This is a genomic window from Rhodobacter sp. CZR27, from assembly GCF_002407205.1.
GTDB lineage: Bacteria > Pseudomonadota > Alphaproteobacteria > Rhodobacterales > Rhodobacteraceae > Cereibacter_A.
The window spans coordinates 2,347,831-2,361,091 of record NZ_CP023548.1 but is presented as its reverse complement, the minus strand read 5'-3'; the positions used below and the strand labels follow the sequence as shown (position 1 = coordinate 2,361,091).

The 13,261-nt window shown below is 69.5% G+C and carries 13 protein-coding genes and 1 pseudogene; 3 read left to right on the top strand and 11 right to left on the bottom strand.

Features of this window, described 5'->3' with window-relative positions; translation table 11 throughout:
- Positions 1-40: 40 nt before the first annotated feature.
- From CK951_RS11505 to secG, 8 genes and pseudogenes are all read right to left on the bottom strand, one after another.
- Positions 41-766: a transporter substrate-binding domain-containing protein gene (locus CK951_RS11505; RefSeq protein ID WP_096786279.1), complete on the bottom strand. Its 726-nt coding sequence runs from the start codon at positions 764-766 to the stop codon at positions 41-43.
- A 37-nt stretch (positions 767-803) separates the two neighbouring features.
- Positions 804-1,607 (bottom strand): ABC transporter ATP-binding protein, encoded by an 804-nt coding sequence (locus tag CK951_RS11500; RefSeq protein WP_096787243.1) that lies wholly within the window; start codon positions 1,605-1,607, stop codon positions 804-806.
- 145 nt (positions 1,608-1,752) lie between these two features.
- Positions 1,753-2,190, bottom strand: coding sequence for a TerB family tellurite resistance protein (locus CK951_RS11495; protein WP_096786278.1), 438 nt, complete (start codon positions 2,188-2,190; stop codon positions 1,753-1,755).
- Between the two features lie 40 nt (positions 2,191-2,230).
- Positions 2,231-2,524: a DUF1330 domain-containing protein gene (locus tag CK951_RS11490; protein ID WP_096786277.1), complete on the bottom strand. Its 294-nt coding sequence runs from the start codon at positions 2,522-2,524 to the stop codon at positions 2,231-2,233.
- Positions 2,521-3,303: a 23S rRNA (adenine(2030)-N(6))-methyltransferase RlmJ gene (locus CK951_RS11485; protein ID WP_096786276.1), complete on the bottom strand. Its 783-nt coding sequence runs from the start codon at positions 3,301-3,303 to the stop codon at positions 2,521-2,523. Before CK951_RS11485 ends, CK951_RS11490 begins: the two co-directional genes overlap by 4 nt.
- A complete protein-coding gene (locus tag CK951_RS11480) occupies positions 3,303-4,106 on the bottom strand; it encodes a glycosyl transferase (RefSeq protein ID WP_096786275.1) in 804 nt (267 codons plus the stop codon). The genes CK951_RS11485 and CK951_RS11480 overlap by 1 nt, the downstream gene beginning before the upstream one ends.
- Before the next feature lie 110 nt (positions 4,107-4,216).
- On the bottom strand, positions 4,217-5,860 hold the full coding sequence (locus CK951_RS11475; protein WP_096786274.1) for a CTP synthase: 1,644 nt from the start codon (positions 5,858-5,860) through the stop codon (positions 4,217-4,219).
- 165 nt (positions 5,861-6,025) lie between these two features.
- A pseudogene (gene secG / locus CK951_RS21995) lies at positions 6,026-6,630 on the bottom strand (preprotein translocase subunit SecG).
- 234 nt (positions 6,631-6,864) lie between these two features.
- Here secG and CK951_RS11465 point away from each other — a divergent pair.
- Together CK951_RS11465 and CK951_RS11460 are read left to right on the top strand one after the other, a co-directional pair.
- Positions 6,865-8,157 (top strand): adenylosuccinate synthase, encoded by a 1,293-nt coding sequence (locus CK951_RS11465; protein ID WP_096786273.1) that lies wholly within the window; start codon positions 6,865-6,867, stop codon positions 8,155-8,157.
- Between the two features lie 33 nt (positions 8,158-8,190).
- Positions 8,191-8,436, top strand: a complete 246-nt coding sequence (locus CK951_RS11460) for a DUF2842 domain-containing protein (RefSeq protein ID WP_096786272.1) — start codon at positions 8,191-8,193, stop codon at positions 8,434-8,436.
- Between the two features lie 10 nt (positions 8,437-8,446).
- Here the strand turns inward: CK951_RS11460 and CK951_RS11455 are convergent, their stop codons facing one another.
- Positions 8,447-9,919 (bottom strand): hypothetical protein, encoded by a 1,473-nt coding sequence (locus CK951_RS11455; RefSeq protein ID WP_096786271.1) that lies wholly within the window; start codon positions 9,917-9,919, stop codon positions 8,447-8,449.
- A 145-nt stretch (positions 9,920-10,064) separates the two neighbouring features.
- Here CK951_RS11455 and CK951_RS11450 point away from each other — a divergent pair, with 145 nt between their 5' ends.
- Complete coding sequence (locus CK951_RS11450; RefSeq protein WP_096786270.1) at positions 10,065-10,763, top strand: thiamine diphosphokinase; 699 nt, start codon at positions 10,065-10,067, stop codon at positions 10,761-10,763.
- Here the strand turns inward: CK951_RS11450 and CK951_RS11445 are convergent.
- Both CK951_RS11445 and CK951_RS11440 read right to left on the bottom strand, forming a co-directional pair.
- Complete coding sequence (locus CK951_RS11445) at positions 10,705-11,628, bottom strand: DMT family transporter (RefSeq protein ID WP_096787242.1); 924 nt, start codon at positions 11,626-11,628, stop codon at positions 10,705-10,707. The genes CK951_RS11450 and CK951_RS11445 overlap by 59 nt on opposite strands.
- Before the next feature lie 183 nt (positions 11,629-11,811).
- On the bottom strand, positions 11,812-13,191 hold the full coding sequence (locus CK951_RS11440) for an L-serine ammonia-lyase (protein WP_096786269.1): 1,380 nt from the start codon (positions 13,189-13,191) through the stop codon (positions 11,812-11,814).
- Between the last annotated feature and the right edge of the window lie 70 nt (positions 13,192-13,261).

Sequence of the window (13,261 nt, the reverse complement as noted above, 5' to 3'; positions counted from 1 at the left end):
GGGCGGGCGGAGGGCCCTCGCGGGGCCCCCCTCCTTTCGATCAGAAGGTCTGGATCTTTTCGCCGAACCACTTCCTGATCAGCGCGTTGATCGTGCCGTCGTCCTTCATCGACTGGATGGCCGCGTTGAACTTCTCCTTCAGCTCGGTGTCAGACTTGCGCAGGCCCATGCCCACGCCGCCGCCCAGCGGCACGTCCTCGCCGACGAAGGTGAACTCGCCGTTCGACTCGGTCACGAAGGGCACGAGGAAGTCCTTGTCGGCGAAGACCGCATCGGCCTCGCCGTTGCGGACGGCCGCCACGGTCTCCTCGCCAGTGGCGAATTCCAGCAGCGTCGCGCCGCTTTCGGCCACATGGCCGGCCTGGATCGTGCCGGTCTGCGCCGCCACCACGCCGCCCTTGATGTCGGCATCGGGCGAGGTCGAGGCATAGGCCGAGGCCAGCGGCGGGATGTAGTTCTGCGTGAAGTCGATGACTTCCTCGCGCTCCTCGGTGATGCTCATGCCGGCCATGATCGTGTCATAGTTGCCGGACTGAAGGTTCGGGATGATGCTGTCCCAGTCGTTCTTCACCCAGGTGCAGGTGAGGCTGGCGCGCTTGCACAGCTCGTCGCCCAGTTCGCGCTCGTAGCCGTCGACCTCGCCCTTGTCGTTGATGAAGTTGTAGGGAGGGTAGGCGCCCTCGGTCCCCATGCGCACGGTCTGCTGGGCCGAGGCCGCCCCTGCGGCCAGCGCCAGAAGCGCGGTGGTCAGGATCAGCTTGTTCATCGATATCTCCCGGTCAGTTTGTTGGTTATCTGGTTTTTCAGGCGGTGGCCGACAGGAACTGGCGCAGACGGTCGGTCTGCGGCGCACCGAAGAGCCGGTCGGGCGGCCCCTCCTCCTCGATCCTGCCCTTGTGAAGGAAGATCACGTGGTCGGACACGTCCGCCGCCATCCGCATGTCGTGGGTGACGAGCAGCATGGTCCGGCCCTCTTCGGCGAGGGCCTTGATGACGCGCACGACCTCCTGTTCCAGCTCGGGATCGAGCGCCGAGGTCGGCTCGTCGAACAGAAGTGCCCGCGGCTCCATGCAGAGCGCGCGGGCGATGGCGGCGCGCTGCTGCTGGCCGCCGGAAAGCTGGGCGGGGTAGGCGTCACACTTGTCGCCGATGCCCACCTTGGCAAGATAGCCGCGCGCCGCCTGTTCCACCTCGGCCTTCGGGCGGCCGAGGACAGTGACCGGTGCCTCCATCACGTTCTGCAGGATCGTCAGGTGGGACCAGAGGTTGAACTGCTGGAACACCATCGACAGATTCGTGCGGATGCGGATGACCTGCGCCTTGTCGGCGGGATGGCGCGCCAGCCCCGTGCCGCGCCAGCGCACGGCTTCGCCCTCGAACAGGATCTCGCCCTCCTGGCTGTCCTCGAGCAGGTTGCAACAGCGCAAGAGCGTGGACTTGCCCGACCCCGACGAGCCGATGAGCGAGACGACATGGCCCTTGGGCGCCACCATGTCGACGCCCTTCAGAACCTCGAGGCTGCCATAGCTCTTGTGGAGGTTGCGGATCTCGATGACGGGCGTGGCGCCTGCAGGGGCCTGGCCTTGATCTCGGTTCGGGGCGTTCACGACGGCTCGCAAATTGTCACGGTCGCCCGAGTAGGGCGCAAATCCGGGGCGGTGGCAAGGCGCATTCGCTGCGGCGTCGCGGCGCTTGGCCCAAATGCCAGGCAACCCCGCCCTTGCTGCGCAAGCGACGGGCGCTGCGCCCGGCTCAGCCGCGTTCGGCGCGCTGGCGGGCCAGTGCCGAGTCCTGATCCGTCAGGCCGAGAAGATTGGCCACCAGCCGCAGCACCTGATCCTCGTCGTCGTCGCGCGACCCGTCGGCCAGCGCCACGGCCCAGAGCGCCTGCATCAGGGCGAAGCGATCCTCGACGGGAACGGCCTCCTTCAGCGCGCGGGTGAAGCGGACCGTGTCCGGCGCTTCGGCCTCGAAGGCCTCGGCCTCGCGGCGCAGCCTAGCGGCATCCCCCGCCGGAACCCCGCGCCGGCCGGCCAGCACCTTGTCGATGCGGGCGATCTCGGCCTCGTCATAGCGTCCATCGGCCCGCGCCACGCGGACCAGCAGCGCCGAAAGCGCAAGGTCCGCATCGGGATCGGGCAGTCGGTCGGGTGCGGGCGCCGTGAGGCGGCGGAGGAGGCTGTCGAACATGACCCGGATATAGGGCAGGCGCGCCCGCTTGCCAACGGTCTCAGTCTTCCAGCCCCCGAACGATCACGAGATCGGCCGTCGAAACCGGCAGACGCAAAGCCCGCGCCCGCTGGTATTCCGGGCTGTCGTAGCAGGCCCGGGCCGCCTCCGGAGTGGGGAACTCGATCACCAGGGTGCGGCGCCGCAACGCGCCCTCGACCACCGCCTGCTCGCCGCCGCGGACCAGGAACCGCCCGCCATACTTGCCAAACGCCTCGGCATTGGCGGCGCGATAGGCCTCGTAGGCGGCCGGATCCGCAACGTCGATGTGCCCGACCCAGTAGCCCTTGCTCATGCGGACAGGCCCTTGAACAGCGCGGTCAGGCGCGCGGCCTCGTCCTCGGTGCCCCAGGGCGGGTTCACGATGAACATGCCGGAGCCGACCAGCCCGTGCCCCTCGCGCGCGGGGGGGAAGCGCACCTCGTGGCAGAGCGCGTCCGGAAACTGCCGCCGAAGCTCCTCGATCATCGGCCTGTGCAGGCCCGAGGTCAGCAGCGGATACCAGAGCGCGATGGTGCCCACGTTCCACTTGCGGGCGATCGCCGCCATGTGCTTCGGGATCGCGGCATAGTCCGCCTTCACCTCGAAGCTCGGGTCGATCAGCATCAGTCCGCGGCGCGGGGTGGGCGGTGCCAGCGCGAGCGCGGCCCTGAACCCGTCCTCGGCCCGCAGATGGGCGCCCCAGGGCTCCATGACCTTCGCCAGCGCCCGATGCTCCTGCGGGTGAAGCTCGGCCAGATGCATCACGTCGCCGTCGCGCAGGAAACCCGCGGCGAAGAGCGGCGAGCCGGGATAGGACTGCGGGCCGAACAGCGCCCGCTCCTCCCGCAGGCGGCGGCGGTAGGGATGGTCCTCGGGCAACTTCGCCTCGAGCACCTCGACCCCCTGCGCGGCCTCGCCGGTCTTCACCGCCTCGGGCGAGGCCAGGTCATAGAGCCCGCGCCCGGCATGGGTCTCGATATAGGTGAGGGGCTTCTCCTTGCGCGTCATGTAGTCGAGCATCGCGCAAAGCAGCGCGTGCTTGTGCACGTCGGCAAGGTTTCCCGCGTGATAGATGTGCTGGTAGGAAAGCATCAGGGCTGCCAGTGCTCGGCGACCCAGGGCACCGGCTGCATGAAGTGGCGCAGGTAGCGCCAGCGCGAGCCGTCGGCTTGCGGCTCGGCCAGCCCCTTCAGGTGCTGCGAGAGCGTCCAGCCCTCGCGGCCCGCCCAGCCACCGCGGATCGCATGTTCCGGCAGAACGCCGCCCGGGAAGATCACGATCCGCGCGTCCTTCGGCAGCCGCGCGGGCTGCACGAGGTTCAGCGGGAAGGTCGGCAGGCAGTCGTAGCGGAAGTGCCGCACCCAGGGCCGCGGAAAGAGGTCGATCCCGCCCGGCGCGTTGCGCGTCACGAAGCGCTGCTCGTAGCGGTATTCGTCAGCGACGCCCTGCGGATCGGCAAGGAAGCGGCGCTGCAGGTCCACCAGCTTGCCGACCGGGAAGCGGAAGACCGAGGTCTGTCCCAGCCGCTCGAAGGGTTTCGCAGGATTGCGCGACAGGATCACCTTGTCGGGATCGCCATAGGTGAAGAAGTCGTCGAGGCTGCCGGTGATGACAAGGTCGAGGTCCATGAACAGGACCGGCCCCTTCAGATCCCCCAGCCGCTCGCCCCAGAGCCGGGCCTTCGGCCACTTGCCCTTGGTGTTCTTCGGCATCTCGAAGTCCAGCTCGGGCAGGGGCTGGCAATCGACCTCGGGCCGGACGCCCTCGGCGGAATCGGTGAAGCAGGTGAAGGAGAACGGCGGCGTGATGTTCCGCGCCACCATGCCGTAGAGCCGGTTGATGAACCGCGCCCCGTAGCGCGTGCCCCAGTTGATGCAGATGACCTGCTTGATCATGTCATGGCCCTCCGGTGGCCGAGGGGTAGCACGGGGGACCGAAAGGGGGAAGGGTAGCGCCGACCCGGCGCCGTCCGCTTCCGCCCCGGACCAGGCGCGGGGCGCTAATCTCAGACCAGCCGCGACACCTCGACAGCCGCCCGGACGAAGTCGGCGAACAGCGGGTGGGGGGCGAAGGGCTTCGACTTCAGCTCCGGGTGGAACTGCACGCCGATGAACCACGGGTGGTCCTTGATCTCGACGATCTCGGGCAGGCGGCCATCCGGGCTCATGCCCGAGAAGGTCAGCCCGCAGCCCTCCAGCGCCTCGCGGTAGCGCACGTCCACCTCGTAGCGGTGGCGGTGGCGCTCCTCGATCTCGGTCGAGCCGTAGATCGTGGCCACGCGCGAGCCGGGCGTCAGCGCGGCCGTATAGGCGCCAAGCCGCATCGTGCCTCCCTTGTCGTCGTCGTGCTTGCGCTCGACGAGGTGGTTGCCCTGGATCCATTCCTTCAGGTGATAGACCACGGGGGTGAAGCGTTTCTTGCCGACCTCGTGGTCGAACTCCTCGGAGCCCGCGTCCTTAACATGGGCAAGGTTCCGCGCCGCCTCGATCACCGCCATCTGCATGCCGAGGCAGATGCCGAGATAGGGGATGCCCTTCTCGCGGGCGTATTGCGCCGCACGGATCTTGCCTTCGGTGCCGCGCTCGCCGAAGCCGCCGGGCACGAGGATGGCGTGGAAGCCTTCGAGGAAGGCACTGGGGTCCTCGCTTTCGAAGATCTCGGCATTGATCCATTCCGCCTTTACGCGGGTCCGGTTCGCCATCCCGCCATGGGTCAGCGCCTCGGCGATGGATTTGTAGGCGTCTTCCAGCTGGGTATACTTGCCGACGATGGCGACGCGCACCTCGCCTTCGGCATGTTCCAGCCGGTCCATCACGTCGGTCCAGCGGTCGAGGTTCGGCTTGGGCGCGGGCGAGATCCCGAAGGCGTCGAGCACCGCCTGATCGAAGCCCTCGCGGTGATAGGCCAGCGGCGCCTCGTAGATGGTCTTGAGGTCATAGGCCGCGATCACCGCCTCTTTCCGCACGTTGCAGAACAGCGCGATCTTCTCGCGCTCCTTCTGCGGGATCGGATGTTCCGAGCGCAGCAGCAGCACATCGGGCGCAATGCCGATCGAGCGCAGCTCCTTCACCGAATGCTGCGTGGGCTTGGTCTTCAGCTCGTGCGAGGCCGAGACATAGGGCAAGAGCGTCAGGTGGACGAAGATGCACTGGCCGCGCGGCTTGTCCTGCGCGAACTGGCGGATCGCCTCGAAGAAGGGCAGACCCTCGATGTCGCCCACCGTGCCGCCGATCTCGCACAGCATGAAGTCGACCTCGTCCTCGCCGATCCTCAGGAAGTCCTTGATCTCGTTGGTGACATGCGGGATCACCTGGATGGTCTTGCCGAGGTAGTCGCCGCGGCGTTCCTTCTCGAGCACGTTGGAATAGATCCGGCCCGACGAGACCGAGTCGGTCTTGCGCGCCGACACGCCCGTGAAGCGCTCGTAATGGCCGAGGTCGAGATCGGTTTCGGCGCCATCATCGGTGACGAAGACCTCGCCATGCTCGAAGGGCGACATCGTGCCCGGATCGACGTTCAGGTAGGGATCGAGCTTGCGCAACCGCACCGAGAAGCCGCGTGCCTGCAGCAGCGCACCGAGCGCGGCCGAGGCGAGGCCTTTCCCCAGCGAAGAGACCACCCCGCCGGTGATGAAGACATAGCGTGCCATTCGGTGGGATCTCCCGTGAGTGTCAGTTGAACAGGGGCGCGATCCACCATCCCGAATCTCGCCATCACGGGAGTCGAGGTATAGCCGATCGGCAAAAGCTTCGCAACCGGGCGACAGCTAGATGCTGTCGTCACGATCTGCGTGGGCTCAAAAGGTTGTGGAGGCTCAGTTCGGCGTCGCGGGAGTGGCCGGGGCAGGCGCCGGGGCCTCGCCCGAGGCGGGGGCCTCGCCCGCCGCGGGCGCCGGGGGCTCGACGGCCGGAGCCTGCACCGGCGCTTCCGCCGGGGCCTCGGCCTCGGGGCCGGGGGCACGGCCGGCGCGGTTTCCGATGCCGGAGCCGGGCCTGCGTCCGCATCGCCTTCCGGTGCCGCGGCGGGGGCCGGTTCCTGCGCCGGCGCTTCGGTCGCGGCCGGCTCGTCGGCACGCGGCGGCGTCAGCGGTGCATTGGCCGGCGCGGGCGGCAGCAGGTCGCCGCCCAGCGGGGCCTCCGGCGTGGCCGGGGCCTCCTCGCGGACGGTGCCGCCGAACTGGTCGATCACCGAGGAGCTGTGCGAGTTCTGCGCGGCAAAGATCGTCAGCGCGATCGAGGTGCCGATGAAGGCGATGGCGAAGATCCAGGTCAGCCGCGTCATGGCATTGGCCGCCTGCCGGCCGGTCATCGCGCCGCCGCCGCCCATCCCGAGCCCGCCGCCCTCCGACCGCTGCAGCAGCACCACGCCGATGAGCAGCAGGGCAAGGATCAGGTGGACGATGAGGACGACGTTTTGCATTCGGAGGGGGCCTTCAGATGCTGACGCGCCTATCTAGGCCCATGCGCCGGTCGCCGCAAGCCCTTCGGCGCCGCACGCAGGTGCCCTGAACGGGGGCCAGGCCGCCTCCGCTGGCCCACCCCGCGGACGGCAGGCCAGACGGGCCGCGTCCGGGGCGCCGCGAATTTGCGGTTCCGTCCCGCACGGCAGGGGGATATAGAGCCCGGGGTCTATTTTCATCAGCAAGGAACGGACATGGCCAACGTCGTCGTCGTGGGCGCCCAGTGGGGCGACGAAGGAAAGGGCAAGATCGTCGACTGGCTCTCCGAGCGGGCCGACGTGATCGCGCGCTTCCAGGGCGGGCACAATGCCGGCCACACGCTGGTGATCGACGGCAAGGTCTACAAGCTGTCGCTGCTGCCCTCGGGGATCGTGCGGCCCGGCAAGCTTTCGGTGATTGGCAATGGCGTGGTGCTCGACCCGTGGCACCTCGTGGAAGAGATCGCCAAGCTGCGTGCCGATGGCGTGGAGATCGGCCCCGAGAACCTGATGGTGGCCGAGAACGCCGTGCTGATCCTGCCGCTCCACGGTGAACTCGACCGCGCGCGCGAATCCGTGAACTCGGTCGCGAAGATCGGCACCACGGGGCGCGGCATCGGTCCTGCCTACGAGGACAAGGTTGGCCGCCGCGCGATCCGCGTGGCCGACCTTGCCGACGAGGCAACGCTGGAACTGCGCGTCGACCGGCTGATGATGCACCACGACGCGCTGCGCCGCGGCCTCGGGATCGACCCGATCAACCGCGAGGCGCTGCTGGCGCAACTGCGCGAGATCGCGCCCAAGGTGCTGCCCTACGCCAAGCCGGTCTGGAAGGTGATGAACGAGATGCGCAAGGCCGGGAAGCGCATCCTGTTCGAGGGGGCGCAGGGCGCGCTGCTGGACATCGACTTCGGCACCTATCCGTTCGTGACCTCCTCCAACGTGATCGCCGGGCAGGCGGCGACCGGCACCGGCATCGGGCCGGGCGCCATCGGCTTCGTGCTGGGGATCGTCAAGGCCTACACCACCCGCGTCGGGGAAGGTCCGTTCCCGGCGGAACTGAAGGACGCCGACGGCGAGCGTCTGGGCGAGCGCGGCCGCGAGTTCGGCACCGTCACGGGGCGCAAGCGCCGCTGCGGCTGGTTCGACGCGGTGCTGGTGCGCCAGACCTGTGCCACCTCCGGCGTCTCGGGCATCGCGCTGACCAAGCTCGACGTGCTGGACGGCTTCGAGACGCTGAAGATCTGCGTGGGCTATGACCTCGACGGCGAGCGGCTGGACCATCTGCCCTTCGCGGCCGACCAGCAGGCGCGCTGCACCCCGATCTACGAGGAAATGGCGGGCTGGTCCGAAAGCACCGCCGGAGCGCGCAGCTGGGCCGACCTGCCGGGCGCGGCGGTGAAATACGTCCGCCGGATCGAGGAACTGATCCAGTGCCCGGTGGCGCTGCTCTCGACCTCGCCCGAGCGCGACGACACCATCCTCGTCACCGACCCGTTCGAGGACTGACGGCCACCCGGCCTTTGCACAGAAGGAGGCATCATGGCCCTGAGCTACAAGACCCGTCGCCGGTTGTCGCTGCTGGTGCTTGTCGTGGGGATGCCGCTTTACGTGGTGGCGGCAGTGACGGTGGTCGGCCTCTTCGATCGGCCGCCGTTCTGGCTGGAACTGGTGATCTATGTCGGGCTCGGCTTCCTGTGGATCCTGCCACTGAAGCCGGTGTTCATCGGCGTCGGCCGTGCCGATCCCGATGCGGACAAGCCCGAGGAAAAGGACGACCCGCGCTGACCCCGGCGCCTCAGCGCCCCAGCCGGCGCGCGGCGGTGCGGAAGGGCGAGCGGTCCGTGAGCGCGAACTGGCCGCGGCGCACCTTCTCGATCATGCCCTGACGCAGCAGGGTGCCGAAGCTGCGCAGCGCCTCCTCGCGCCCCGGCCCGCCGCCGGCCCCGACACCCGCGATGCAGCGCAGCAGGTGGGGGCGGCTGACGTGCGGCCGCTTCTCGACGACCTCGGCATAGGCGGCGGCGGCCTGGATCAGGTCGCCGAGTTCGCTGGCCCCGACCCGCCGCGCGAAATCGGCAAAATCCGCAGGATCGGGGACAAGAGTGCCCGCGTCGTCATCCTCGTCCTCGTCGTCGCCCGGCAGACCCTCGTCCCGCGCTTCCATGACCTGTGTCTGGTCCTGCTGCGGGTCGATGCGCTGTTCGGAGATGAGGACGAGCGGCGGCGGGCGCTCGCCGGCCCCGGACCCGGCAGGGCGGACGACGCGCGCGAGATCGTCCCGATAGGCGCCAAGCCGGTCGGACTCGTCATCGGCCGACCGGCCGCCCGACAGGCGTTCCGCCACGGTGGCCGCCACCGCGGCCTTGAGATGGGACAGCGCCGAGATCCGGCGCCGGCTTTCTGGCGCGCTCATCTCGGTCGTGGTCTTGTCGAGGATCCGCTCCACCGCATCCTCGCCGGTCGCATCGGCAAGCTGGCGCCCGGCATCCGCGCGCGGCGCGTCGGGGGCCAGTTCGTGTTCCATCCGCGCCAGTTCCTGCAACAGGTGCGGGTCGGCCTCGGTCCGGATCCGGACGACGCGGGCGCGCGCACGATCGAGCTTTCCGGCCAGTTCCTCGGCCGCCTCGCGATCCTGTTCGGCCTTGGCCTCCGCGATCAGGCTGCGCAGGGCTGCGTCATCGTCCACCTGCGGCGCGGCGGGCCGCGCATCCTCAGGCAAGAGGACCAGCGGCGCGGCTGCCGCTGCAAGCGGGCCGCCGGGGGGAAGCTCGTCCTCGGCGATCAGGGCGGCGCCGACGGCGATCGGGTCGATCACTGCCAGCCGCGTCATCGCGGGCGCGCCCGCATCATCCGCGCGATCTCCTGCCGGACCTTCCGGCGCCGCCACCCGGTCGCCGCCCGACGGGGCTTCGGGGGCAGGGCGCCCCGACGGCTTCAGTAGCGCGGCATCGACCATTGCCGAGCGCAGCCGCGTCAGCCGCTCGGCGATGCGGTCGGGGCTGGCGCCGGCGGCCTGTGTCGCGCGCAGCGTCACGCCATGCGCCCCGACCTGCGCCTCGACCCGGCCGCGCGCCTCGCGTTCCACGATGCGATGGAGCACGGCCGCATCGGGATCGGGCGGGCCGGCCCCGAAGCCGCGATCCTGCGCGGCAAGCTCGCTGAAATAGTCGGCGATGGCCTTCATCATGGTGAAGGGGTCCTCGAATCCCTCGAGGGTGCAGGAGAACGCTCCGTAGCTGACGGTGAGGATCTTCGTTCCCCCGCTCATCGGACGCATCCTCCTTCCGGACCTTCCATTCTCGGACCTGCCCCCGCCTCCCCCTGCATCTGGATGGACAGAGTTGGGTGATTTGAAGGATTGATTATGGCCCTTGGCAGGCATAACTCAATAAAGCTTAATATATAGTATCTGCATGACCCAGCCCATAATCGAGTGTTCCGAGGGCGTCACATTGGTGGCGGGCGGCCCGGTCACGCGGCGCGACCTGAGCCTTGCGGTGGCGCGCGCGCCGCGGCTGGTGGCGGCGGATGGTGGCGCGGACAGCGCGCTGCGGCTGGGCTTTCCGCCCGAGGCGGTGATCGGCGACATGGACTCGCTGTCCGATGCGGGCCGGCAGGCTCTGGCTGGCCGGGTGCACCATCTGGCCGAGCAGGAGACCACCGACTTCGACAAGTGCCTGAGGAACATCCACGCGCCCTTCGTGCTGGCGCTGGGGGTGGCGGGGGCGCGGATCGACCACGGGCTTGCGGTGATGAACGTTCTCGTGCGGCGGACCGAACGGCCCTGCCTGCTGCTCGGGCCGCAGGACGTGGTGTTCCACGCGCCCGCCGAGATCTCGCTGCGGATGTCGGCGGGCGAGCGGCTGTCGCTGTTCCCGCTCGGCCCCGTCACGGGCCAGAGCGAGGGGCTGCGCTGGCCCATCGACGGCATCGGCTTCGCGCCCGATGGCCGCATCGGCACCTCGAACGAGGTCTCGGCGCCCGAGGTGCGGCTGGCCTTCGACGGTCCCGGCATGCTGGTCATCCTGCCGCGCAACCGGCTTGACGCGGCGCTCAGGGCGCTGGTGCCGGGCTGGGGCGGCCGCGGGCCGAGATCCGCTCGCGGTAGATGATGTAGAGGCCCGAGGCCACGATGGTCGCGATCCCGGCCCAGGTCATCGGGTTCGGGAAGTCGCCGAACACGAGGTAGCCAAGGATCACCGCCGCCACGATCTCGAGGTAGTGCAACGGCGCGAGCGTGGCGGAGGGCGCGAACTTCAGCGCATAGGTCATGCAGATGTGGCTGGCCGAGGCCCAGAACCCCACGCCGAAGAGCAGAAGCCACGCGCGGCCCTCGGGCATGACCGGATCGAGCGAAGGGATCGCCAGCGCCTCGCCCGCAGCCAGCACCGGCAGCATGACCAGCACGCCAGCAAGGGCCGTGTGCAGTTGCATCGTCACCGGATGCATGCCGCGCGACATCTGCCGCGTCACCAGCATGTAGAAGGCGAAGAAGAACGCGGTGCCGAGCGGCCAGAGCGCCACCAGACCGAAGGCGGCAAGCGAGGGCTGGATCACCATCAGCGCGCCGCCGAAGCCCACGATGCTGGCGCCTATCCGGCGCGGGCCGACCTCGTCGCCGAACAGGACCCGGCCGAGGATCAGCAGGATGAACGGCTCGACGAAGGCGATGGCCAGCGCGTCGGCGATCGGCATGACGGTGACGGCCGCCACGAAGCTGTAGGTGGACAGGATCAGGAACACCGCGCGCAGCAGCACCAGCCCCGCCATGCTGCGCGACATCCGCCAGTCGGTCCCCATCACCGCCACCACCGGCAGCATGAGCGCCGCCTGCACGAGGAAGCGCGCGCCGGTGATCTGGCCGACCGGGATCGTCGCGGTCGCGAGTTTCGCGCAGACGTCGAGCAGCGGCGCGAGGACGCAAAAGGCGATCATCAGCGCCACGCCGGGCAGGATGCGGTCGGAGGAGGGGCTCATGCGGTTCGGGTAACCTGCGGCAAGGGCCGCGTCCAGAGGAAGGGTATCGGTCGTGGCCGTCATGCCCACGGGAGGCGCCGCGTCCAGAGCGGTGGGGTGAAGGGCTATGCCGGCGGTCGGTGGGCCATTAGGGACGCGGAACGGCCGCCTGCGCGGTGCCGGGTTGGCGCCCGCAGCGGACCGTCAGCAGTTCGGCACGTTGACGGCGAGACCGCCGAGCGAGGTCTCCTTGTATTTCTCGTTCATGTCCCGCCCGGTCTGGCGCATGGTCTCGATGCAGACGTCGAGGCTCACAAGATGCTCGCCGTCGCCCCGCATCGCGAGGCTGGCGGCCGAGACCGCCTTGATCGCGCCGAGGCCGTTCCGTTCGATGCAGGGCACCTGCACGAGGCCGCGCACCGGGTCGCAGGTCATGCCGAGGTGATGCTCCAGCGCGATCTCGGCCGCGTTCTCGACCTGTGCGGGCGTGCCGCCCAGCACCGCGGCAAGGCCGGCTGCGGCCATGGCGGCGGCCGAGCCGACCTCGGCCTGACAGCCGCATTCGGCGCCCGAGATCGAGGCGTTGTGCTTGACGAGGCCGCCGATGGCCGCGGCGGTCAGCAGGAACTCTCCCAGCCGGGCGGGCGAGGCGCCCGGAACATGGTCGAGCCAGTAGCGGATGACGGCGGGAACCACGCCCGCGGCGCCGTTGGTCGGCGCGGTGACCACCTGCCCGCCGGCGGCGTTCTCCTCGTTCACCGCCATGGCATAGACGCTCATCCAGTCGTTGATCGTATGCGGCGCGGTCAGGTTCAGCCCGCGTTCGGCCAGCAGCGCCTCATGGATGCCCTTGGCGCGGCGGCGGACGTGGAGGCCGCCCGGCAGGGTGCCGCCGGTCTCCATCCCGCGCCCGATGCAGTCGTTCATCACCTGCCAGATCCGGGCGATCCCGCGATCCACCTCGGCCGCGGGGCGGATCGCCAGCTCGTTCGCGCGCTTCATCTGCGCGATGGACAGGCCCGACGCCTCGGCCATGCCCAGCATCTGATGCGCGGTCTCGAAGGGGAAGGGCACGGTCGGGCCGGACCGGGGCCGGTCCGAGCGCGTCTCGAGAAGCTCGGCCTCGGTCAGCACGAAGCCGCCGCCCACCGAATAGTAGGTCTCGCTCAGCAGGATGTCGCCCTGCGGGTCGGTGGCGTGCAGCCGCATGCCATTGGCATGGCCGGGCAGCGGCGGGCCGTAGTCGAAGACCAGATCCCGTTCCGGATCGAAGCGCAGCGGCCCGAGGCCGGGCGCCTCGATCACCTTGTGCTCGCGGATCGCGGCCAGCACCTCCTCGGCGCGGGCGGCGTCATAGCTCGCCGGCTCGAACCCGGCCAGGCCGAGGATCGTGGCGCGGTCGGTCGCGTGGCCCACGCCGGTGAAGGCGAGGCTGCCATGCAGCGAGGCGCGCAACCCGTGGGCGTGGAACGGGCTGTTCCGCAGCCGGTCGAGGAAGCGCCCGGCGGCCACCATCGGCCCCATCGTGTGCGACGACGACGGGCCGACGCCGATCTTGAAGATGTCGAAGACGGACAGGAACATGCGGACCTCGGGGCGGCTGTCGTTCCTAGATAGGTGCGTCAGCCTGCCGCGGACATGGCCGAAAGCGACC

What these genes read in the sequence shown, in the direction of transcription:
- CK951_RS11505 (WP_096786279.1), bottom strand. Translation starts at nt 766, where the DNA reads ATGAACAAGCTGATCCTGACCACCGCGCTTCTGGCGCTGGCCGCAGGG.
- CK951_RS11495 (WP_096786278.1), bottom strand. Translation starts at nt 2,190, where the DNA reads ATGTTCGACAGCCTCCTCCGCCGCCTCACGGCGCCCGCACCCGACCGA.
- CK951_RS11490 (WP_096786277.1), bottom strand. Translation starts at nt 2,524, where the DNA reads ATGAGCAAGGGCTACTGGGTCGGGCACATCGACGTTGCGGATCCGGCC.
- CK951_RS11485 (WP_096786276.1), bottom strand. Translation starts at nt 3,303, where the DNA reads ATGCTTTCCTACCAGCACATCTATCACGCGGGAAACCTTGCCGACGTG.
- CK951_RS11480 (WP_096786275.1), bottom strand. Translation starts at nt 4,106, where the DNA reads ATGATCAAGCAGGTCATCTGCATCAACTGGGGCACGCGCTACGGGGCG.
- CK951_RS11475 (WP_096786274.1), bottom strand. Translation starts at nt 5,860, where the DNA reads ATGGCACGCTATGTCTTCATCACCGGCGGGGTGGTCTCTTCGCTGGGG.
- CK951_RS11465 (WP_096786273.1), top strand. Translation starts at nt 6,865, where the DNA reads ATGGCCAACGTCGTCGTCGTGGGCGCCCAGTGGGGCGACGAAGGAAAG.
- CK951_RS11460 (WP_096786272.1), top strand. Translation starts at nt 8,191, where the DNA reads ATGGCCCTGAGCTACAAGACCCGTCGCCGGTTGTCGCTGCTGGTGCTT.
- CK951_RS11455 (WP_096786271.1), bottom strand. Translation starts at nt 9,919, where the DNA reads ATGAGCGGGGGAACGAAGATCCTCACCGTCAGCTACGGAGCGTTCTCC.
- CK951_RS11450 (WP_096786270.1), top strand. Translation starts at nt 10,065, where the DNA reads ATGACCCAGCCCATAATCGAGTGTTCCGAGGGCGTCACATTGGTGGCG.
- CK951_RS11445 (WP_096787242.1), bottom strand. Translation starts at nt 11,628, where the DNA reads ATGAGCCCCTCCTCCGACCGCATCCTGCCCGGCGTGGCGCTGATGATC.
- CK951_RS11440 (WP_096786269.1), bottom strand. Translation starts at nt 13,191, where the DNA reads ATGTTCCTGTCCGTCTTCGACATCTTCAAGATCGGCGTCGGCCCGTCG.